We start from the raw sequence: 20,888 nt of genomic DNA on the forward strand, positions 1-20,888 counted from the left end.
GTGAAGCCATGGCCAGCCTCACCGTCCGCACCCCCGATGGCAAGATCCGCGCAGTCTCCCTGCACAAGCGCCTCACCAGCATTGGCCGGGGCCCGGACAACGACATCCCGCTGGAGGACACCTCCGTGCCCGCCAGCGCCCTGCACGTCACCTTCGACGGCACGCGCTACGAGGTGGGCAGCCTGGGCGCCACCTTCCACGTCAACGGCAAGAAGCGCGACGCCCATGCGCTCTCCACCGGCGACGTGGTCCGCGTGGGCCACACCGAGCTGATCTTCGCCCGGGACGACGCTCCCCGTGCTCCGCCTCTACCCGCGTTCCCTCCGCGCGAGCTGGTGCACACGTCCAATCCCGACTCGCACACCTCGGAGCTGCCCGGCGTCCCCGGCCGCGAGCTGCTGCTGCTGCGCCGGCTCACCGCGTTCAGCGAGCGGCTGCTGGGGCTCTATGACTTGGAGCGTCTCCTGGAGGGCCTGATGGACGAGGCCATCGAGGTGACGCGCGCCGACAAGGGCTTCCTCATCCTGATGGAGAACGGGGATCCGCGCGTGAAGGTGGCGCGCAACGTGTCCCGGGAGAACATCGAGGACGCGGTGGAGAAGGACAAAATCTCCGACTCCATCATCGCCAAGGTGGTGAAGGAGCAGAAGGCGCTCATCGTCGCGGACGCGCTGGACTCGCCGGAGTTCAACAAGAGCGAGTCGGTGGTGAACCTGCGCGTCCACTCCGTCATGTGCGTGCCGCTGATGCAGAAGGGCGACCTCTTCGGTGTCCTCTACGTGGGCAATGACCGGCTGGTGAACCGGTTCGAGCCCAAGAGCGCGGACATGCTCACCATCTTCGCGGCGCAGGCGTCGCTCATCCTTCAGAACGCGATGCTGGTGAGCGACCTCAAGCTCGACAACACCGAGCTGCGCCGCAAGCTGGAGGACCAGCGCTATGGCGACATCGTCGGCGCGTGCCAGGGCATGCGGGACGTGTACAAGCGCATCGACAAGATCGCGCCCACGGACATCTCCGTGCTCATCACCGGTGAGACGGGCACCGGCAAGGAGCTCATCGCGCGGGAAATCCACCGCCGCTCGACGCGCGCGAAGGGCCCCTTCATCACCATCAACTGCGGCGCGATTCCGGAGAACCTGCTGGAGAGCGAGCTGTTCGGCCACGTGAAGGGCTCCTTCACCGGCGCGGTGGCCACCAAGGCCGGCAAGTTCCAGGCGGCCATTGGCGGCACGCTCTTCCTGGACGAAATCGGGGAGATGCCGCTGCAGCTCCAGGTGAAGCTCTTGCGCGCGCTCCAGGAGAAGGTCGTCTACAAGGTCGGCGACAACCGCGGCGAGCCGGTGGACATCCGCGTGGTGGCGGCCACCAACAAGGTGCTCGAGGACGAGGTGAAGAAGAACACCTTCCGCGAGGACCTCTACTACCGTCTCAACGTCGTCACGCTGAAGCTGCCGCCCCTGCGCGAGCGCGGCGAGGACGTGGTGGTGCTGGGTCGCTTCTTCCTCCAGAAGTACGCCCGCGAGTTCAGCTCCAAGGCCCGCGGCTTCACCCCCTCCGCCACCGTGTCCATGCGCAAGTACGGCTGGCCGGGCAACATCCGCGAGTTGGAGAACCGGCTCAAGAAGGCGGTGGTGCTCGCGGACAAGCCGCTCCTGGGGCCGGATGACCTGGACCTGAAGCCGGAGAACCTGGAGCCCATCATGCCGCTGCTCCAGGCCAAGGAAGAGTTCCAGAAGCGTTACATCAACGAGGTGCTCGCCCGGAACAACGGGAACCGCACCAAGACGGCCAAGGACCTGGGAGTAGACCCGCGCACCATCTTCCGGCATCTGGAGAAGCTGGAAGCGGAGAAGTCAGGGCGGCCCCTGCCGCCCGAGGAGGGAGACGAGCTGCTCTAGGGGAGCAGCCCGTCCGGATGATGGAAGCGACGACGCGGCGATACTCCTGGAGACGAGAGCTGTGGCTGCTGATGGCCGCGGGCTGCGCCGCGTCCGGCTGCCTCATCCCCCAGGACGACACGCTGCTGGACGCCGTGCCGGACTTCATGAACCGGCCGCCGCGCATCATCGACAGCCTGGTGGCCCCCCAGCAGCGCTTCATCTCGGACTTCGGCGCGGACGGCTGCGACCTCACCTTCGAGGTGGCCGTCGAGGACCCGGACGTGGACGACCGCATCGTCGTGCACTGGTACGTGGACTACAACCCGCAGGATCCGCGCGGCCCCTACCGCCAGTATGAGTTGGCCAGCACCCGCGAACCCCGACGCTCGGACCGGGGCACGCTGCTCATCAGCCTCGCGTCCGCCAACAACCCGCTGAGCACGCCCGGCCCCCACCTGGTGGAGGCGCTGGTGACCGACGCGGAGCTGGTGGACCGCGTGGTGCGGCCCCGGCCGGTGCAGCTGCCGGACGGCACCACCATCGACAACCCGGGCTTCGTCGTCACCTATTCGTGGGTGGTCAACACCGTCCAGGGAGACTGCCGGTGAGGCCGCAGCGACGGGTGCGGCGACTCGCGTGGACGGTCCTGCTGTCAGGCCTGCCCAGCGCCGGCTGCGTGCTGCTGGAGGAAGCGCCCGACCCCAGCCAGTTGGTGTGCCGCGCGGACAGCGACTGTGCCATCAACGAGGTGTGCTTCCCGGACGGCTGCGGCGACCCGGGCCGGGACATCGTGGTGGAGGTGACGCCCAACCCCCATGACGGCCTGCACGCGCAGGACTTCCAGGTAAACGCCATCCGGCCGGAGCTGAACCTGGCGCTGTTCGGGCCCGCCACCGTCCAGGGCAGCACCGTGCGCGCCACGACACCCGTCGGCAGCGGCCCGCGCCCCTACAACGAGCCGCTCCACCTCACCGCCCGCGGGGAGAGCGCGCTGCTGCCGGGTGTGGCGCGCCTCTTCACGGCCGACCTGGTCCCTCTCAACGGCGCCTGGGTGCTGCCCGTGGGGACCGGGACGTACACGGTGACGTTGGAGCCGGAGGACCTGGGGCTGCCACCGGTGCGAGGCGAAGCCACCGTGTCACCCGGCGGCGCCGTGCCCCTGCAACTGGTGCTGCCCTCCCCCAACCAGGTGGTCCGGCTGGAAGGCCGGGTGGTGCGCCAGGGCGCGCAGCCCGTGGACGCCGCGCTGCAGGTCCAGGCGCTGGACGCGGACCTGACGCCCCTGTCCCAGCGCGTGCCAGTGGCGCGCGGCTCGGGCGCCTTCTCCCTGGCCTTGCCGCTGGAGGCCTCACAGCGCACCAGCCTCCTGGTGCGCGTGACGGCGACAGGCGACGTGTGGGTGCCGCAGAAGACGTTCACCGTGGATCCCCGCGAGCCACTCACCGCGCCGCTGGAGCTGGGTGACTATGGCGAACCGGTCCAGGTGTCCGGCCGCATCCTGGGACGGGACGGCCGGCCCGTGGTCCAGGCCTCCGTGTCCCTGCGCGGACCCGTGGGAGGCGGCGGCACGTACCAGGGGCCCCTGGGCACCACCGACGCGGAGGGCCGCTTCACGGTGGAGACGCTCCCGTCGGGGCCGGGCGGCAACCTGTCGCTGGTGGTGGTGCCGCCGTCAGGCTCCTCCGCGGGCCTGACGGTGCAGTCGGTGGAGGTGCCTCGCACCGGCGCGGTGCTGCCAGACGTCGTGTGTCCGGACCGGCGCATCATCCGGGGGACGATTCTCCAGACGGACAACGCCTCACCGGCGCTGGGCGTGAGGGTGCTGGCGGATCCGGTGGGACAGGTGCCCGGCTGGCCGCGTCCACCGGCGGGCAGTGAGTCCCTGGGCACCACCGACGACACGGGCGCCTTCCGCCTGGGGTTGGATCCGGGCATCTACCGTGTGGACTTCATCCCCACGGAGAACCTGCCCCGCGTCAGCCGCGTCATCACCGTGCTCCCCGGCGACGACGCGTCCGAGCAGGTGCTGGCCACCTTCCCGCTCCAGCGCGGCCGCACGGTGCGGGGCATGGTGACCGAGGCAGGAGCGCCCTCGCCGTATGCCTCCGTGCGCTTCTACCGGGTGGCGGACCTGGGAGGGCGCCCGTCTCCGGTGCTGCTGTCGCAGACGGTGTCCGACCACCTGGGCCGCTACACCGCCCTGCTGCCGGTGCGCTGACTCAGGGCAGCCGGCCGGCGCCGGGGTTGCGGCCCGCGGTGTTCAGGGCGTCATGCAGCGCATCCACCGCGCCGCCCACCTCTCCCGCGTACTGCACCGCATGGATGGCGTAGAGGTCCTGCACGCGCACCAGGAGGCGGAACACCTCGCGCAGGGGGGCCCGCTCACGCGAGTCGAGCGCGCACTCGGACTCACGCACGCGGAGCTTCTGCAGCCACGCGGTGCGGAAGCGCATCCATTCCTGGTCGACACTCTTGGCGGGAGACACGTTCACCAGCTTCTCGCGCCCGCTCTCCAGCTCCGTCCACAAGGTGCGCGCGCCATCCAGGCACTCGCGGAACGTGAGCGCCACGGGGGCGGGAGGCAGCTTCTCCGGCGTCATGGCCAAGACAGAGCGGCCGACACTCCAGATGAGCCACAACGAGAACAGCGTGGTGACGAGGATGTAAATCCCATACGCGGCACCACGAAAGCGGCGGTAGCGGGGATCTTTCCGGGGGTCGGGAGCGGACACGGGGCCCACGTCTTATGACCGTGGACCCCGTGTGGCAACGCTTCCGTGTGGCAATGCTTCCGGTGGGTGGGGTTCCGGACCCCACGGGCGGCTACTGGCCGGGCTGGCTGGTCGCCTGGGCCGGAGCCGGGGGCACCGCACTCTCCGGGTTCATCAGGCGCTTCACCGCTGCGATGCGGCCCCGGAACTGCGACTGGTACGGGCTGTTGAGGTAGGCGCCAGCCGCGTCACGGGCGACTTCCAGCGCCTTATCGTACTGGCCGACCTCCTGGTAGGAGTGCGCCAGCATCAACATGGCGTAGTCGCGCGTCTTCGACTTGCGGTCCCCATCCACGAAGCGGGCGAGCAGCGGCACCGCCTTCTCGTGGTTGCGGGTGTTGTTGTAGGCCGTGCCCAGGAAGAAGGACGCGTCCAGCGCCTGGTCCTGCGGCGGGTTCATGGCCAGGAACCGCTCCATGTTGGAGATGACGCTGACCATCTCGTTCTTGCGGAAGGCGATCTTGCCCTGCTCGAACGCGGCGTCGCCCGTCTCCCGGCGCAGCACGGCGGCGCGGTCATTGAGGGCCTGGCGCTCCAGGTTGCTCAACCGCGACGTGTCCAGCTTCACCAGCGCGTCGATACCCTTGAGGCGCTCGTCACCGGGCAGGCTGGTCATCATCTTGTAGACCTTGTTCGCCTCCTGCTGGACCGACTGGTGCGCCGCGGTGTCCGCGCGCTGCTTCTCCAGTTGGCCGGTGAGGTCGGCGACCGTCTTCTCCAGGCGCTCCTTCTCGTTGGTGGCGCTGGTGCTGCGCGCGCTGGTGATCATCAGCGCGGCGCCCACACAGATGACCGCGAACAGCACGTAGGCCACCGCGGACGACAGCCACTGGCGCTTCTGGAAATCTTCGTGGCGTTTGCCAACCGCCTTCACCTCCGCATGGAGGTTCTTGAGCAGGTTGTCGCTCTTGATGACGAGGTTGCGTGCCTCGACAATCTCACGGCGCAGATCCGTGAGCTCCTTTTCCACATCCGTTTTCGGCTGGTCTGGCATGGACATCTTCCTAGGCCCGGAAATGAATTCGGCCGATTCACGCATCGTAAGGAGTTCTCCCGGTCATGCGTCGATATTTTCCGCAGCGGAACAGCGCTGCTTAGCCAATGCATTTCCAGAAGAAGGGCAACAGCGCTTGGCTCGCCTGCTTCCCCTCCGGATTTACAGGCCCCCAGGGAGCGGCCGTGATGGCTCTGCTGGAAAGCTGTACGTCACGCCCAGCGAGAGCCAGCTCCCGCCCAGGCTGAACGAACCGACGCGCGCCGTGGACGGCCCCACCGGACCTCGGAGGAACGCGAGCCGGTAGTCGGCGGTGATGCCCCAACGCGGCGTCAGGCGCAACGTGGCGCCCACGTTGCCCATCCACGTCTGGGTGGTGATTTCCTGGAGCTCCTCCCCCTTGCGCTCCGACGAGGCGAGCGTGGGCCCCGTCAGCAAGCCCGCGAAGGGCACGAGCCCATGGGGGCCCAGTTGCGAAATCACCGTCTGGAAGCGCAGGCCGATGAGCGCCCCGTAGCCCAGCACGTCCACCTGCCGGGCCTGCGGCGGTCCGCCGTCGACGCCCGGCTCGTTGAGGTACAGGCGACTCTGCGTGCCGAACAGGTCGATGCCCACCTCCAGCAGGTCGGAGATGGCGTAGGCAAAGGACGCCACCACCGTGGGCCCGCCCGCCACTTCCCGGGCACGCGGCAGCCCCTGGTTGGCTGAGCGCGAGTACCAGCCGTCGTAGAGCGTCTTGTTGGGGGTGATGCGCCAACCTCCCTGGATGGTGATGCGGCCCACCCCATCCAGCGAGGTGGACACGTCCTCATCGCCGTATCCGGAGTCCTGAGCGGCGGCGGGAGCGGAAAGCAGCAGTGCGAGCGGAAGAAGGCGACGGAGCATCAATGGCGGCTTTGGCGTCAGGGGCGCTTGGGGCTCAGCGCGATTTCCAGGAAGGTGGTCCGCCGGCGGCGAAGTGATGCGACGAAACAGCGCACCACGCACCCGGCGCCGAACTCGCGCAGCACCACGCCGAGATTCGCCACCACGTCCCGCAGGGTGATCACACCGTGCATGTGCCCGCTCCTGTGCGCTGCGGAGGTTGGCCTGGGTGCTACAAGCGTGTGGCGCACGGTAACAGGGGGTCCCCCCCCGTCAATTTTCGGGGCACTCAGCGGGCGCGCCGCTCCAGCTCCAGCAAGGGCATCTCCAGCACCACCACCGTGCCGTGGCTGCACGTGGGGTGGAAGTCGGCCCGGTCCAACTCCCCGAGCAGCGCGCGGAACTGCGCGTCGGAGAGCGGTACGGCGCCGGCCTGCTTCGCGGCGTGGCACGCCATCACCCGCACCGCCTCCGCCAGCGACACCGTGTCCAGCGTCGCGCTCTTCGGTGGAAGCGCCCGCGCCAGGGCCTCCAGCAGCGAACGCGCGTCCGCCCCTTCCAGCCCCGGCGGCACCGTCTTCAACGCCACCGTGGTGCCACCGAACGGCTCCACGTCGAAGCCCAGGCGGGACAGGGCTTCCCTGCCCTCCACCAGGGCCTTGGCCGCCGCGACGGGCAACTCCAGCGTGGTGCCGAAGAGCGTGGGTGCCGGAGGCGGCTTGCCGGACTCCAACGCGCGCAGGTAGCCCGTCAGGCGCGCGCGCTCCAGCGCCGCGTGCGGATCCATCACCACCAGCGTGCCACCCGGTCCCTCACAGACATGGAAGCGGCCCCCCAGCATGCCCAGGGGCCGCAGCGCGCCGAAGTAGCCCGGCGGAGGTGCCTCGTTGAGTTGCGGCTGCGCCTGACCGAAGGCGGGGGCCTGCCCCACCGCGGCGGCGAAGGGCAGCGCTCCCGGCCCCAGCGGCCCCAGGGACGGCGCCCCTGGACCGGGGCCCGGCGCGTCCATGGCGGTGGGCAACGGGCCGCCCCATGCGGCTTCCTGGGCGCGGGTGAGGAAGCGCTCCACGGCGTGCGCGTAGTGCGCGGCGTCCATGGGCTGGCCGGCCTGGGGCGCGGCGCCCTCCACGCCCGAGCCCAGCCACGGCGCGGCGCGCAGCATGCGGCTGAGCGCGGCCGTCAACGCCTCCTGGACACCCCGGGCGTCGGCGAAGCGGACCTCCTGCTTCTGCGGGTGCACGTTGACGTCCACCGCGCGCGGGTCCACGTCGATGTGCAGCACCACCACGGGCTGGCGCCCGGCGGCGAGGAAGTCCTGGTACGCGCGCTGGATGGTGCCAATGAGGCCGCGGTCCCGGATGTAGCGGCGGTTGACGAAGGTGTAGAGGCCGCGCGCGTTGTTGAAGGTGAACTCGGGCGAGGCGGCGTACCCCGTGACGGCCACGCCCAGCCGGCGCTCCTCCACGGGGAACAGGTGCGGATGCGCCGTGGAACCCAGCGCCGCGGCGATGCGCTCGCGCGGGTCATCCGGGCAGGCCGCGCTGGAGAAGAGCGTGCCGCCCTCGTGCGAGGCGAAGAAGCCCACCTCCGGGTACGCCAGGGCCAGGCGCACCACGGCCTCCTCCGCGTGCTTCAGCTCCGTGTCGCCCCGGCGCAGGAACTTGCGGCGCGCGGGCACGTTGAAGAACAGGTCCTCCACGGTCATGACCGTGCCCGTCCGCGGCGGCGCGTCCTCCACCAGCGGTGGCCCACCGCCCTCCACCGACACCCGCGTGCCCACCTCGGAGTTCGCGGCCGCGGAGTGAAGTGTGAACCGGGAAACGGATGCGATGGCGGGAATGGCCTCGCCCCGGAACCCCATGGAGTCGATGTGGAACAGGTCGTCCAGCTCGCGCAGCTTGCTGGTGGCGTGGCGCTCCAGGCAGGCCACGGCGTCCGTGCGCCCCATGCCGTGCCCATCATCCGACACGATGATGCGGTCCACGCCTCCGCCGTCCAGCTCGACGCGGACCGTGCTGGCACCGGCGTCGATGGCGTTTTCCACCAGCTCCTTCACGACGGAGGCGGGGCGCTCCACCACTTCGCCGGCGGCAATCTTGTTGATGAGGACGTCGCTGAGACGGGCAATCCGGGACATGGCGGCCGGACACCCTCCGCCACCCAGGCGACGTTGTCCAGCAACACAACATGGGTGGCGGCTGACAATCCCAGGCGGCTGGGCTAACACACGACACCGCGTATGGACGTGTCACGACCAGGCAAGGGACGGCTGCGCATCGCGGTCACGGGCGCGAGCGGCGACTATGGACGGCTCCTGCTGTCTCGGCTGGACCAGGATCCCGACGTGGAGAGCATCCTCGTGCTCGACGTCGTCCGGCCGGAGGGCGACAAGGTGGAGTTCCACCGTGTGGACCTCACCCGGTACGATGCCGAGAGCGAGCTCACCGACGCGCTCACCGAGCGCCCCGTGGACGCGCTCTATCACCTGGCGTTCCTGTTCGGTCCCATCCGCAACGGCTCCCTGGCGCACGAGCTGGAAGTCATCGGCACCATGAACGTGCTGACGGCGGCGGGCCGCTCGCGGCTGCCCCGGCTGGTGGTGCCCTCCCTGACGGCCGTCTACGGCGCGCGCGGAAACAACCCCGCGATGCTGCGCGAGGACTCGGCGCTCCAGGGTTGCCCGCACAGTCGCTTCGTCACCGACAAGGTGGAGGTGGAAGGCCAGGTGCGCGCATTCCGAGAGCGGCATCCGGACATGCGCGTGCTGGTGCTGCGCTTCGCGCCGGTACTCGGGCCCTCGGTGGACAACCCGGCCACGCGCTTCTTGAAGAATCCCGTGGTGCCCACGCTGATGGGCTTCGATCCGCTCTGGCAGGGGCTGCACGAAGAAGACGCCGCGCGTGCCTTGCACCTGGCCCTGCGCGCGGACGCGTCCGGTGAGTTCAACATCGTGGGCCGCGGGGTGATGCCGATCTCCGGCCTCATTCAGCAGGCGGGCGCGCGGCCGCTCCCTCTGCCTGGGCCCTTGTTTCGGGCCGGCCTGCATACGTTGGACGCCGTGGGCGCGGGCACGTTGCCCGTGGCCCTGCTCGACTACATCCATTACTCATGGGTCGCGGATGGCGAGCGCGCCGAGTCCGCACTCGGTTTCATCCCCCTCCACCATGTCAAAGACGCCGCTGCGGCGCTGAAGAGGAGCTAGTCATGGCCAAGGGTGTCCTTGGGAACGATCCCTTCAAGCGCGGCGCCGCGTCGCGCCCCACCGAAGCCTCCACGCCGGGTGGCGAGGAAAAGGCCGCCGCCGCGGAGTCGGTGACGAAGAAGAAGCCGGGGCCTGGCGGGACGGCGTCCGCGAAGGCCGGTGGCAAGGCGGCTGCCGCGAAGTCGCGCAAGCACGAGGGCAAGAAGACGTCCGGGAAGGCCAAGGGAGGCAAGGCGGTCGAAGGCAAGAAGGGCGCCGCCGCGGCTGCCCGGCCTCCGGCGCAGGCATCGGGGACGCGGCCCCCCGCGCCGCAAGCCGACAGGACTGAGGCAGCGGACGCCGCGCTTTCGCCGCGCGAACCCACCCCGTCCCAGCAGGCGCGGGCGCCGCTGGTCCCCCAGACTTCCGCCCACGATGCGGACGACGCCGTGCTTCCCCTGCGCGAGCCCGCGGCGTCCACGCCGCTCACGCTGGATTCACAAGCCCCCGGCCCGGTGAACGATGCCGGTGCCCCCACGTCGAAGCAGCGCGACGTGGACCTTGCCTTGGCGGAAGCCCTGGCCGCCGACGTGGCCGAAGCCACCGCCACCGCCGTGGTGGACGCGGCGCTGGGCGCGGAGGCCGGTCCCGACGCCGAGGTCGAGCGGCTCATGGCCACGGAGTTTGCGACCGAGCTGGCCGAAGCCGCCGTGGAGGAAGCGCTGGAGCGGGGCGCTCATGCCCAGTCTCTGGAACAAGAGCAGGAGCTCGCCGCCGCCGTGGCCGCGCAGGTCGCGGACAGCGCCGCACGGGCCGCCATCGACAAGGTGCGCGCCCGCCACGCCACACCGGATGCTCCGGCCGTCACCCGGTGGGAGCGGGAGACGTCGGTCCGCGTCGTGTTGACGGAAGAAGCGGACACGTCCGCGGTGGAGCCGGAAGTCGAGCTTCCGGATGCCACACGCGACGAGTTCCCTCCCGGCCGCAGGGGCCCGCTGTCGCTGGTGCCTCCGCCCGCCACGAACGCGGGTGAGTCGTCCTATCGGGAGTCCTTCCCTCCGGAGTCCGGACGGGGTGAGCCCGAGGGCATCCGTCCCCTGGCGGAGCGCGCCGTGGCGGCCCTGTCCCTGGCGCGTGACATCGCTGGGCAGGCCCTGGCGAGCGAGAGTCTGGCCCGGGCGATGCTCGCGATGGGCGGTCTGAAGGACATGCTCCGCGCCGGCCTGGGCACTGGCGGTGGCGCGAACCTGGACGAGTACGGCAAGGACCCATCGCTCGTCGAGCGACTGGAGCCCGTGCTCGAGTTCCTCTATTCGCAGTACTGGCGCGTGTCCGTGCAGGGCGTGGACCACGTGCCGCCGGGCGCGGCCATCCTGGTGGCCAACCATTCGGGCGCCCTGCCCTACGACGGGCTCGTCATGTCCATGGCCCTCACGCGTGAACGCCCGGACCTGCGCGAGCCCCGCTGGCTGGTGGAGGATCAGGTCTTCCACGCACCGATGGTGGGCACCCTCTTCAACCGGCTCGGCGCCGTGCGGGCCTGCCCGGAAAACGCGCTGCGGCTCCTGGACGAGCATCGTCCGCTGGTCGTCTTCCCCGAAGGCTACCAGGCCCTCAGCAAGCCCTTCGGTGAGCGTTACCGGCTGAAGCGCTTCGGCCGCGGCGGCTTCGTGAAGCTGGCGCTGCGCACGGGCGCGCCCATCGTCCCGGTGGCCATCGTCGGCGCGGAGGAGACGTCGCCGCTGCTGGGCCGCATCCCCGCCTCCTTCCTGGGACTGCCCTACGTGCCCCTCACGCCGCTGGGCCCCCTGCCCCTTCCGGCCAAGTGGAGCATCCGTTTCGGCGAACCCATTGGCGTCGAGGACCTCGCGCCCGAGGCCGCGGACGACCTGGGCGAGGTCCAGCGCCTCACCGAGCGCACCCGTGAGGCCATCCAGAGCATGCTCCAGTCGCTGCTGCGCGAGCGCCGCTCCGTCTTCGCGGGCTGAAGCGGAAGCGCCTGGACAGGCACGGGGTGGGCTGGAGACTCAGCCCACCACGCGGTTGCGGCCGGACGTCTTCGCATCGAAGAGCTTCTCGTCGGCGTCGCGCACCAGCTCACCCGGCTCGCGGTGGTGCGGCTCCAGCACCGCGAGGCCCACGGACACCGTGACGGGAATCACCTGCCGGTCGAACTCGAAGCGCTGCTTCTCCACCAGCCGGCGCACCTTCTCCGCGAGCTGACGCGTGCCGGACAGCGACACCTCCGGCAGCAGGATGGCGAACTCCTCGCCGCCGTAACGCGCGAACACGTCCTCACGGCGGATCTTCGTGCGCACCGTGGATGCGAGCTGCTTGAGCACCGAGTCCCCCGCCAGGTGCCCGTACTTGTCGTTCACGGCCTTGAAGTGGTCGATGTCCAGCAGCACCAGCGACAGCATCCGCTCGTAGCGGCGGCTCCGCGAAATCTCCCGGTCCAGCTGCTCGTCGAAGTAGCGCCGGTTGTAGATCTGCGTGAGGCCGTCCATCGTGGTCAGCCGGTAGATTTCGTCGTGGTACGCAGCCTCGATGTTGCCGCCGGCGATGTACTTGAAGATGGTGCGGCCAATCTTCACGAGGTCGCCGTTGCGCAGCTCGCGCATCCCCTCCGCCAGTTCGTCGTTGATGAACGTGCCGTTGGTGGAGCCCAGGTCGCGGATGCGCACGCCCTCGCGCGAATTGGTGATGCTCGCGTGGTTGCGGCTGACCGACTCCTGGTCGATCTGGATGTCCGCCTTGGACGAGCGCCCGATGAGCGTCTCCTCGGACGTGAGGTCGAACTTGCGCCCCAGGTCCAAGCCGTAGATCACCACCAGCGCCGCGTCGAGGTTGACCGGCCGGTCGGAGATCTTCGAGATGACCGTGACGACCGTCTCCTTCTGCACCTTGCCTCCCGGGGCGACAACGCTACCACCCGGCAAATCAGGAAAGCGAGTCAGCGTACGGAAACCCGGGTGGGTGTTCCCGCACTCGGGCCTCAGGGAATGTCGACCTGCCGGGTCGCGGTGACGAGCGGACGCAGGGGGTCACCCTCCAGGTCCACCAGGGTGGCCACCAGCGACATGCCCAGCCCCGAGCACGTCGCCGGGAGCTGCAGCTCCACCTCGCCGCGTCCCGGTGCAATCGGGGCGGAGGCGAACAGCACCTGGTCCTTGCAACCCGAGCCGCCCCGCAGGCTGACGCGCACCTGGCCTTCGCCGCCTGAACCCGTGCCCAGCCGGAAGCCGGAGACGCTCACCCGAACCGCGCTTCCTCGGGCCAGCCGCTGCCCGTCCGCCTCCGGATGGCGCCACGCCACCTCCGGCCGGCCCAGGCTCAGCGTGGCGACGGCATCCGTCAGGTCCGCGAGCCGCTCCGCGCCCAGGCCCTCCGTGGCCACCAGGCGGGACGGGCCCTGCCCCACACGCCGGTCCAGGCCCCGCACGCGCAGCGCCTCCACCTGGAGCTTCGCCCGCGTTTCCTTCAACAAGCCGTCGAAGGTGCGGTCCTCGAACCCCGGCGGCGGCCGGGGAACGACGATGCCGTCTTCCGTATCGTCCGGGTCCATCAACACCGTCCAGCGGCGGCCGGCGCGGTTGGTGAACTCGGCGCGCACCACGCTGGTTCGTCCGTCCACCTGGGCCTGGAACTCGCGGCCGACGAGCTCGCCGCGGGCGTCCCCGTCGAAGTTGTAGCGAACGGACTCCGGTAGGGAGAGGAAGCTCAGCCCCGCATCCACGGGCTTCACGCCGTCCGGGTCGAACTCCGGCCTGGGCAGGTTCGCCACGAGCGTGCTGGTCGCCACCGTGCCGTCCTCGGCCCGGTCACCTGACGTGGCAGACACCACCAGCCGGTACGGCAGTCCCTCCAGGCCCCGGTGCGTGGGCGCCATGCGCACGGGCACCAGCCCGGGCCGGCCCAGCCGCGCATCGGCGTCCGTGTTCGGATCGGCCGGCGCCACGTTCGCCGCGGCGCCCAGCCCCAGCGGAACCATGCCCCGGCCGGGGACCGCCACGGTGGCCAGCACGTAGGCGCGGTCCAGGTGCGCGCCCCGGTACTGGGGCAGCGGCGGCACACGCACGGCGAAGGGGAACGACAGCCGCACGCCCTGCGTTTCCCGCTCGAAAGGCAGCGCCTGCGCATACTCCGCCGCACGGGTGTCCGGCTCGCCGGTGAGGATGCCGGGCGTGGGCGCCAGGGTGAAGCGGGCGTCACGTGACAGCGCCGAGAAGAAGCGCGTCGAGCCGGGCAACAGCTGCCCCAGTTGCAGCAGCGGATCCGTCCCCGGCGCCATGAGGTTGAGGGGGAGTTCCTTCAGGGGGAGCGCGCCCGTCAGCGCCCAGGCCGTCCGCGTCCCACAAGCGCCCGTGCGAATGGCCAGCTCCGCATCCAGTACACCCGGTAGCGAGCCATCACACACACCCGCCACGCCCGGGGCCGCGACGTCTGGCGCGGTGCTGCCCGTCAACCACAGTGCGCTGCCCGACGGCAGCGACAGACGGTCCTGGCCCGTGCCCAAGGGGAGCGCCACCTCGTGCTCCGGGCCCAGGAAGGACTCGGGGGCCAGGTCGGAGGGGAGCCCCGGCACGGACAACCCCAGCAGCCCCACGCGCAGCGAAACCGCCGTCGAGAAGGTCTCCGTCAACGTGGGGAATGGGCCCTTCACGCCGCCGAAGCGGTCCAAGGGGTTGCGGCGCAGCGCCATCCGCACGTCGCGGAACTGGCTCGCATCGTGGCGCGCCAGCGTCAGGTAGCCGTAGTCGGGGTGGAAGGCGGAGAGCGCCACCTCACCGTCCGCGGGCACCCAGGCGGCTCCGTCGGCGTTCGTCACCATGGTCGCTCCCAGGGTGCCGTCATCGGCGGACACCGCGACGACGGCCAGCGGCACCGGGCGCCCGGTCAGCGCATCCACCACCAGCACGCGCACCCCACCTGGGGCCACTTCGGCGGGCAGCACGGTGACGCGCGCATGGCAGGAGACGTTGCCCACTCGGACCGCCAGCGCCAGGTGCTCCGAGGCGGGCTCGCCCAGCACGACAGAGGCCTGGTGGCCGTCCCCGCCTCCGACCACGGCGGGAGACAGCACCTCCCATGCCACGCCGTCACGCAACACCAACGGAGCGCCCGTCGATTCGCGCACCCACACGCGGAAGTCCACCGTCATGCCCGGGGTGCCCACGACGACGTCCGGCGTCACCTCGCACGCGACCGCGCGGGATTCGGACGGCGGCGAGCCACACGCACCGTCTCGGCACACCGTGCCTGAGTCACAGTCCGTGTCGGCGGCACAGACAACGGGCACGCACCGGTTCATGTCGCATTGGCAGCCGGCGCCGCCGACCTCGTCACACGCGGCCAGTGCATGAGAGCCCCGCCGCGCCACGCCGCAATCCTCGCGCGTCAGGCAGGCGGGCTCGCAACGCGAGGTGGCCGAGTCACAGAAGAAGAGCGAGGGGTCCGGGCAGTCTTGATCGACGGAGCAGTAAGTCCCCTGTGGAAACGGACCCACGGGGCTGTCTGGCCCCATGTCCATGTCGCCGCAGCCGCTCAGGTATAGCAGGACACAGGCCAGGCAAGCCAGGACGAGGGGACGGGGGGGGTGACTCATACGGATGCGGCTCCGGGGGGACCGTCCGCGACCATACAGGCAGGACGCGCGCTGCGCGACGGTACACGGCGCCGGCCGCCGCCCTTCGAGCCCCATCATAGCCCGTCCGCACGCGGTGCGCCCCTCCTCCGCACGTGAAGGTTGGCTTTCGGGGTTAACAGATCGATGATCGCCCCCTGATGGCTCGTAGTGAACCCAAGTCCCTGGAAAGTCTCCTTCCCCGCGTCCTGGCACGGCTGGCGGGAGAGTCCGGCAAGGGCCACGCGCTGGCACCCGTGTGGGCGGCGGTGGTCGGTCCACACCTCGCGCGCCACACCACCCCCCAGGCCCTGCACGGAACCACCCTGGTGGTGGCGGTGACGGGCGCCCAGTGGGCCCAGTCGCTGGAGTCCGAAGCGGCCTCGCTCTGCGAGCAGCTCAACGCGCGGCTCGGCCCGGACACGGTGAAGTCCCTCTCCTTCACGTTCCAGGTGGCGCGCCGATGATGGCCTTGTTGGCGCTCACCGCCTTCCTGGCCGCCGCACCGCCGACGTCGGCCGGAATGGAACGCCGCGCCACGCAGCACGTCAGCCGCGAATTCGAGCGTGTGGGACGGCGCGTCCCGGTGGAAGACCCGAAGCTGACCACCGCCGCGCGGCGGCTGGCACACGAGGCCCTCACCGAATACACCACCGGCGCGCCGGGCCTCTTCACCCTCACCTCCGCCGTCAGTGACGCGGGCGCGGCGGATCCCTCGCCGCGCGCGCTGGTCATCCGGGCGTGGGTGCCACGGCACGCCATCGAGACCTTCCTCGACCGCGACGACTTCAACAGCGAGCGCGCCTCGCACTTCGGCGTGGGCGTGTCCGTCCTCGGCGAGCGCGCGGCGCTCGTCCTGCTGCTGGTGGACCGCAAGGCGGAGCTCCAGGAGTTCCCGCGCCTCATCGCCAACGACAAGCACTCGACCATGACGCTCTGCGGCGCACTGGTCCCACCGCTGCGGCGGGCAGAGGTGTACGTCACCCAGCCGAACGGCGGGGTGAGTCTCATGCCCGTCCAGAACCGGGGTGCGGGGGGCGGCTTCTGCAGCCGGCTCGCCTTCGCCACGCCGGGTACGTACACCGTGGAGGTGGTGGGACGCGCGGACGGCGGGCCGGAGGTGGCGGCGCTCTTCCTGGTGGACCAGGGTGAACCCCGCAAGCACGCCGCCAGCGAGGACACCGCTGAGCCCACCACGTTGGAGGACGCCCGCCGGGCCGTCTACGAGCGCATCAACGCCCTCCGCCGCGCCCACGCGTTGCCCGAACTGTCCCCCGACGCCGTGCTGGAACAGGTGGCCCAGGACTACAGCGCTCGCATGTCGAAGGAGGGCTTCTTCGCCCACATCGCCCCGGACGGCTCCACGCTGACGAAGCGCCTGCCGGCGGGCGCACGCTACGTGCGCGCGGGAGAGAACCTGGGCCTGGCACCGGGGCCGCTGGCGGCCCACTTCGGCATCGAGCACAGCCCTGGACACCGGCGCAACGTGCTGGACCCGGGCTTCCGCTTCATGGGCGTGGGCGTGGCGTTCCACACGGTGAACGGGCGCAAGGAGGCCGTCCTCACCGAGGTCTTCACCGTCGCCCCGCCCGCTTCGCCAGAGTTGGCGGACCCGCGGCAGGAGGCCTACGACACCCTGAGCCGGCTGCGTGCGTCCCGCAAGCTGCCGCCCCTGACGCGCAATGCCGCGCTCGAGACACTGGCACGCGCCCACGCCAGGCGCGCGCTGGAGTTGGACCAGCCCTCGGCCCAGCCGGGTGAAGCCCCGGTGCACGACCGCGTCTTCGAGCTGCTGCCCGACGCGGGAACGGCATCCGTGGACTTCTTCGTGGTGTCGGACCCCACGGCGATTCCGGAGTCCCGCAGCCTGGCCGACGCCACGAACAACCGCGTGGGCGTAGGCGTGGTGCGGGGAGACTCCCGCCGCTTCGGCACGAATCAATACTGGGTGGCCGTCATCTACGCGGCCGTCCCCTGACGTCCCGCACGGAGACGCCGTGCGTGGTGGTGCCCCCGGTGTGTGGCCAGGGGCGTCAACGCCATGAACCCCGTTCAGACAGGCCGGCGCTGCGTGGCGTAGGCCTCGAGCCCCATCTGCGGCGGCGCCACCTGCTGATACATCGGGCACTTCATGCAGGTGAACGACTGCCAACCTCGCCGGACGGCTTCATCCAGGCAGTTGTCATACTGATGACAGTTGAGGTTGCGGTGGGTCTCGACGCCGGCTCGCTTCGGCCCGGCTTCGGGGTTGATGGTTTGTGGCAGATCGGCTGGACACGGCTTCATGAAGCCCTCCCTCTGAACTGTTTCCCCCCCGAGCGCTGTGAACGAGCAGTGCTACCTGACGACAACGACTGGACCCGCCATGCAACGACGGACCGGAGTGGCGCTGAGCGGCGGCGCAAGGTAGTGATTCACTCCGGGTGACGCAATGGGTCGGCAGTTCCTACCCAAGTGCACGTAATCACCTGGACGCTTTCAGCGAATGACATCTGGTGCTGAACAGTCAGGACTGACCCGACGCCGCGCGGATCTAGGACTTGTCGCGCCCGCTGTCAAACCACCCTCCCTCCGGGGCAAGGGGAATGATCGGTGTGTGCGTCTCGTTGGCAGGCCGCAAAGCCGCGTCGTGAAAGGAAGACCACATGAGTTGGAGTGGGTGGGTTGCGGGGGTGGTTGCGGGGATGTCCCTGGGACAATCCCCCACGACGCTGGAGGCCGTCCGCCTCCACAAGCCGGATGCGGCCGCCCTGGCGCGCGCGGAGCTGACGGCCTGCGCTGCGAAGAAGTGCGACGACGTGGGGCGGCTGGCGCTGCTCGCGGGGACGCTCGCCCTCTCTGACGGACAGGCCGCCGAGGCAAGGGAGCTGCTGGCTGCCTGGCCGGCCCCTCCACTGCTGGCGCCGTACCACGCCTTCTACCTGGGCCAGGCCCGCTTCTACGCCGGGGACGCCGCGGGCGCGGCCGAGGACTTCGCGCGAATTCTGGAATCCAAGGCATCCGCTGAACTCGCGGCCCGCGCCCGGGCGCGGCTGGGTGAGTCACTGCTCAAGGCAGGCAAGCCCCAGGACGCGGCCCAGGTGCTGGAGGCCGCCGCGAAGGCGTCGCCCACCGTGGAGCTGCTCTATCAGCGTGCCTTGGCAAGAGGTGGCTCCGGAAACCGCGCCGGGCAGCGCGCCGACATGATGACGGTGGCGCTGCGCTTCCCCACCCACCCCTACGGTGACGAGGCCATGGCGTGGCTGACGGAGGGCAGCACGCCCCCGGTGAAGCTGGGCTACACCGAGCGCACCACCCGCGCGGACCGATTCCTGGACGCGGGCGCGACGCAGCGCGGACTCGACGAGCTGGCGACGCTGGACAAGGTGAAGCTCGACAAGGCGCAGGCGGCCCGTGTGGCGCTGTTGCGCGCGAAGGCCTGGTTCGCGCTGGGGCGGACGGAGGATGCGGAGAAGGCGCTCGCGCTGGCGCGCAAGGGCCCCGCCGCCGTCGCCGCTCAGGCGGACCTGCTGGTGGCTCGGCGCGCGCTCAAGTCCGACGACAACGCCAAGGCCCGAACGCTGATGGCGGCCCTGGACCAGAAGTACCCCTCGGAGCCTGCGGGTGATGAAGGCGCCTTCTTCGCGGGCTGGTTGGATTTGCAGGCCGGGCGCTTCGCGGACGCGGTGCAGGCCTTCACGGCTTTCGAAACGCGTTATCCGCGCTCACGCCGGCGCGACGAGGGCATGTGGTTCCGCGCGCTGGCCCACCTGCGTCAGGAGGAGTACGCGAAGGCCCGCGCCGCATTGGACGCGTTCCTGACCGCCTACCCCAAGAGCAACATGGGACCGCAGGCGCGCTACTGGATGGCGCGCAGCCGCGAGCTGGACGGCGCGAAGGCAGACACGCTGGGCCCCGCATACGAGGCCGTCATCACCTCGGCGCCCGCGTCCTTCTACGCGCTGATGGCCAACGAGCGACTCAAGGCGCTGAGCCTGAAGACGCCCGCGCACTTCCCACAGCCGCCGCAGGTGCTGAAGCTGCCCCGCCCTCCCGAGCTGGAGCTGGCGGTAGAGCTGACGCGCGCGGGCTTGTTCCGTGACGCGACGGTGGAGGTGGAGGCCCATGCGGCGCGGCTGCGCTCGGCAGACCAGGCCCTGCCCTTCGCGCACGCGCTTTTGGGACTGGGCGAGTACGGCCACGCCCACGCGGTGGCGGCGCGCCACCTGTGGGGACGGGCTTTCGGCGCGCGCGCTCCGGAGGCCCTGGCGCCCTTCTATCCTCGCGCCTTCGCCACCGCGGTGGAGGACGCGGCGACGCAGCACCAGGTGGACCCCTACCTGGTGTGGGCCATCATGCGGCGAGAGAGCGCCTTCCGGCCGGAGGTGATGAGCATCGCCGATGCGCGAGGGCTGATGCAGATCATCCCCAAGACGGCGAACGCCATCGCGGAGAAGCTGAAGGAGCCCGTCCCCGCGCCCGCGGACCTTTTCTCCCCCGAGCGGAACATCCGCTATGGCGCCTGGTATCTGTCCCGGCTGATGGAGCGCTTTGGACACCCGGTGCTCGCGGCGGCCGCGTACAACGCGGGCCCTGGCTCGGCGGCGAAGTGGGTCCAGGAGCGGAGCTCGCTGCCACTGGACCTCTTCGTGGAGACCATCCCCTTCAAGGAGACGCGCGGCTACGTGAAGCAGGTGGTGGCGGACCTGTTCCTCTACCACTCCTTCTACGGCGACGGCACGGGGGCGCTGAAGCTGCCGCTGCAGGTGCCCGCGCCGTCGAAGGAAGGTGTCAGCTTCTAGGCTCCGATTGGGGCGCCCGGCCCGCGAGACAACGCGCGGTCGCGCGCCGAGCTTCAATCCCGGTCTGGCGCGCCCAGGGGAAAGAGCGGCCGGAATTGCCGCGCCTCATTCACCGCGCGGGCGAAGGACGGGCGCGCAAGCAACCGCGAGCGGTAGGCGCGAAGCACGGGAAACGCATCGGAGATGCGGTGGGTCCAGTCCGCGTAGAACAGCGAGGGCGCGGCCGCGCAGTCCGCCAGCGTGAAGTCCTCGCCAGGGGCGGCCCAGGTCCTGCCGGCGAGCTGCCCTTCGAGCCAGGCGTAGGCGACCTCCAGCTTCTTCACGGCCAGGGCCAATCCTTCCTGGCGCTTCACCGAGTCCCCCGTCAGCGCGCCATCGACCGCGTGCTGCGCCGCGTTCATGACGTGCAGGTCGAAGAAGCGATCGAGGAAGCGCACGTCGAGCGCGGCCATCGGGTCCGCGGGCAACAGACGCACGGGCCCGGGATGTGCGAGCTGAAGGTACTCGATGATGATGCTGGTCTCGGCGATGTCGCGCTCGCCATCCACCAGCAGCGGGAACTTGCGCAGCGGCCAGCGCCGCGACCACTCGGCCGAGTGCTGAGGTGTTTCCGGTCCGATACAGCGAAACTCGAAGGGCGTGCCGTTCTCGTACAACGCGATGAGGACCTTCTGCGTGTACGAAGAAAAGGGATGACCGTAGAGCACGAGTGACATCGGCGGACTCCTGTCGCAGACCACTTGCATATCGCAAGTAGTCGAAACCCTATCCCTACCACTTGCACATCGCAA

At 70.3% G+C, this 20,888-nt stretch carries 17 protein-coding genes; 8 read left to right on the top strand and 9 right to left on the bottom strand.

The features are described 5' to 3' along the window. The first annotated feature begins 8 nt into the window (after window positions 1-8). Genes F8M74_RS12395 through F8M74_RS12405 form a run of 3 tightly spaced genes read left to right on the top strand, consistent with a single transcriptional unit; the run spans window position 9 to window position 4,101 of the window. Window positions 9-1,901 carry a sigma 54-interacting transcriptional regulator gene (locus F8M74_RS12395; protein WP_141254311.1) on the top strand — a complete coding sequence of 631 codons (1,893 nt, stop codon included), beginning with the start codon at window positions 9-11 and terminating at the stop codon, window positions 1,899-1,901. Between the two features lie 17 nt (window positions 1,902-1,918). Next, window positions 1,919-2,491 (top strand): hypothetical protein, encoded by a 573-nt coding sequence (locus F8M74_RS12400; RefSeq protein ID WP_141254309.1) that lies wholly within the window; start codon window positions 1,919-1,921, stop codon window positions 2,489-2,491. Further along, window positions 2,488-4,101: a carboxypeptidase regulatory-like domain-containing protein gene (locus F8M74_RS12405; protein WP_228559381.1), complete on the top strand. Its 1,614-nt coding sequence runs from the start codon at window positions 2,488-2,490 to the stop codon at window positions 4,099-4,101. Before F8M74_RS12400 ends, F8M74_RS12405 begins: the two co-directional genes overlap by 4 nt. A 1-nt stretch (window position 4,102) precedes the next feature. Here F8M74_RS12405 and F8M74_RS12410 read toward each other — a convergent pair whose 3' ends face one another. The 5 genes from F8M74_RS12410 to mutL form a co-directional block, all read right to left on the bottom strand. After that, window positions 4,103-4,615 (bottom strand): hypothetical protein, encoded by a 513-nt coding sequence (locus F8M74_RS12410; protein WP_171410393.1) that lies wholly within the window; start codon window positions 4,613-4,615, stop codon window positions 4,103-4,105. A gap of 91 nt (window positions 4,616-4,706) precedes the next feature. After that, window positions 4,707-5,693, bottom strand: a complete 987-nt coding sequence (locus F8M74_RS12415) for a tol-pal system YbgF family protein (RefSeq protein WP_141254303.1) — start codon at window positions 5,691-5,693, stop codon at window positions 4,707-4,709. 117 nt (window positions 5,694-5,810) lie between these two features. After that, complete coding sequence (locus F8M74_RS12420) at window positions 5,811-6,533, bottom strand: hypothetical protein (RefSeq protein WP_171410394.1); 723 nt, start codon at window positions 6,531-6,533, stop codon at window positions 5,811-5,813. 17 nt (window positions 6,534-6,550) lie between these two features. Continuing rightward, window positions 6,551-6,706 (bottom strand): hypothetical protein, encoded by a 156-nt coding sequence (locus F8M74_RS12425; RefSeq protein ID WP_163884409.1) that lies wholly within the window; start codon window positions 6,704-6,706, stop codon window positions 6,551-6,553. Between the two features lie 95 nt (window positions 6,707-6,801). Next, window positions 6,802-8,649: a DNA mismatch repair endonuclease MutL gene (mutL, locus tag F8M74_RS12430; RefSeq protein ID WP_141254299.1), complete on the bottom strand. Its 1,848-nt coding sequence runs from the start codon at window positions 8,647-8,649 to the stop codon at window positions 6,802-6,804. 102 nt (window positions 8,650-8,751) lie between these two features. Here mutL and F8M74_RS12435 point away from each other — a divergent pair, with 102 nt between their 5' ends. Further along, window positions 8,752-9,714, top strand: a complete 963-nt coding sequence (locus F8M74_RS12435) for an SDR family oxidoreductase (RefSeq protein WP_141254297.1) — start codon at window positions 8,752-8,754, stop codon at window positions 9,712-9,714. A gap of 2 nt (window positions 9,715-9,716) precedes the next feature. Further along, a complete protein-coding gene (locus F8M74_RS12440; RefSeq protein ID WP_141254295.1) occupies window positions 9,717-11,681 on the top strand; it encodes a lysophospholipid acyltransferase family protein in 1,965 nt (654 codons plus the stop codon). 39 nt (window positions 11,682-11,720) lie between these two features. Here F8M74_RS12440 and F8M74_RS12445 read toward each other — a convergent pair whose 3' ends face one another. Both F8M74_RS12445 and F8M74_RS12450 read right to left on the bottom strand, forming a co-directional pair. After that, the gene (locus tag F8M74_RS12445) at window positions 11,721-12,596 is read right to left on the bottom strand and encodes a GGDEF domain-containing protein (RefSeq protein WP_141254293.1); all 876 of its coding nucleotides are present in this window, start codon (window positions 12,594-12,596) and stop codon (window positions 11,721-11,723) included. Between the two features lie 92 nt (window positions 12,597-12,688). Next, the gene (locus tag F8M74_RS12450) at window positions 12,689-15,298 is read right to left on the bottom strand and encodes a carboxypeptidase-like regulatory domain-containing protein (RefSeq protein WP_141254291.1); all 2,610 of its coding nucleotides are present in this window, start codon (window positions 15,296-15,298) and stop codon (window positions 12,689-12,691) included. Window positions 15,299-15,477: 179 nt separating this feature from the next. On the opposite strand from F8M74_RS12450, the gene F8M74_RS12455 reads away from it, so the two are divergent. Together F8M74_RS12455 and F8M74_RS12460 are read left to right on the top strand one after the other, a co-directional pair. Then, on the top strand, window positions 15,478-15,783 hold the full coding sequence (locus F8M74_RS12455; protein WP_141254289.1) for a DUF721 domain-containing protein: 306 nt from the start codon (window positions 15,478-15,480) through the stop codon (window positions 15,781-15,783). Next, window positions 15,780-17,294 carry a CAP domain-containing protein gene (locus F8M74_RS12460; RefSeq protein WP_141254287.1) on the top strand — a complete coding sequence of 505 codons (1,515 nt, stop codon included), beginning with the start codon at window positions 15,780-15,782 and terminating at the stop codon, window positions 17,292-17,294. The genes F8M74_RS12455 and F8M74_RS12460 overlap by 4 nt, the downstream gene beginning before the upstream one ends. Window positions 17,295-17,368: 74 nt before the next feature. Here the strand turns inward: F8M74_RS12460 and F8M74_RS12465 are convergent, their stop codons facing one another. Next, window positions 17,369-17,602, bottom strand: coding sequence for a hypothetical protein (locus F8M74_RS12465; RefSeq protein ID WP_002636478.1), 234 nt, complete (start codon window positions 17,600-17,602; stop codon window positions 17,369-17,371). 359 nt (window positions 17,603-17,961) lie between these two features. On the opposite strand from F8M74_RS12465, the gene F8M74_RS12470 reads away from it, so the two are divergent. Next, on the top strand, window positions 17,962-20,097 hold the full coding sequence (locus F8M74_RS12470; protein WP_141254285.1) for a transglycosylase SLT domain-containing protein: 2,136 nt from the start codon (window positions 17,962-17,964) through the stop codon (window positions 20,095-20,097). 53 nt (window positions 20,098-20,150) lie between these two features. Here the strand turns inward: F8M74_RS12470 and F8M74_RS12475 are convergent, their stop codons facing one another. Next, window positions 20,151-20,813 carry a glutathione S-transferase family protein gene (locus tag F8M74_RS12475; RefSeq protein WP_141254283.1) on the bottom strand — a complete coding sequence of 221 codons (663 nt, stop codon included), beginning with the start codon at window positions 20,811-20,813 and terminating at the stop codon, window positions 20,151-20,153. Window positions 20,814-20,888 lie beyond the last annotated feature (75 nt).

It is taken from the genome of Myxococcus sp. CA023, assembly GCF_010998615.1.
Lineage (GTDB): Bacteria > Myxococcota > Myxococcia > Myxococcales > Myxococcaceae > Myxococcus.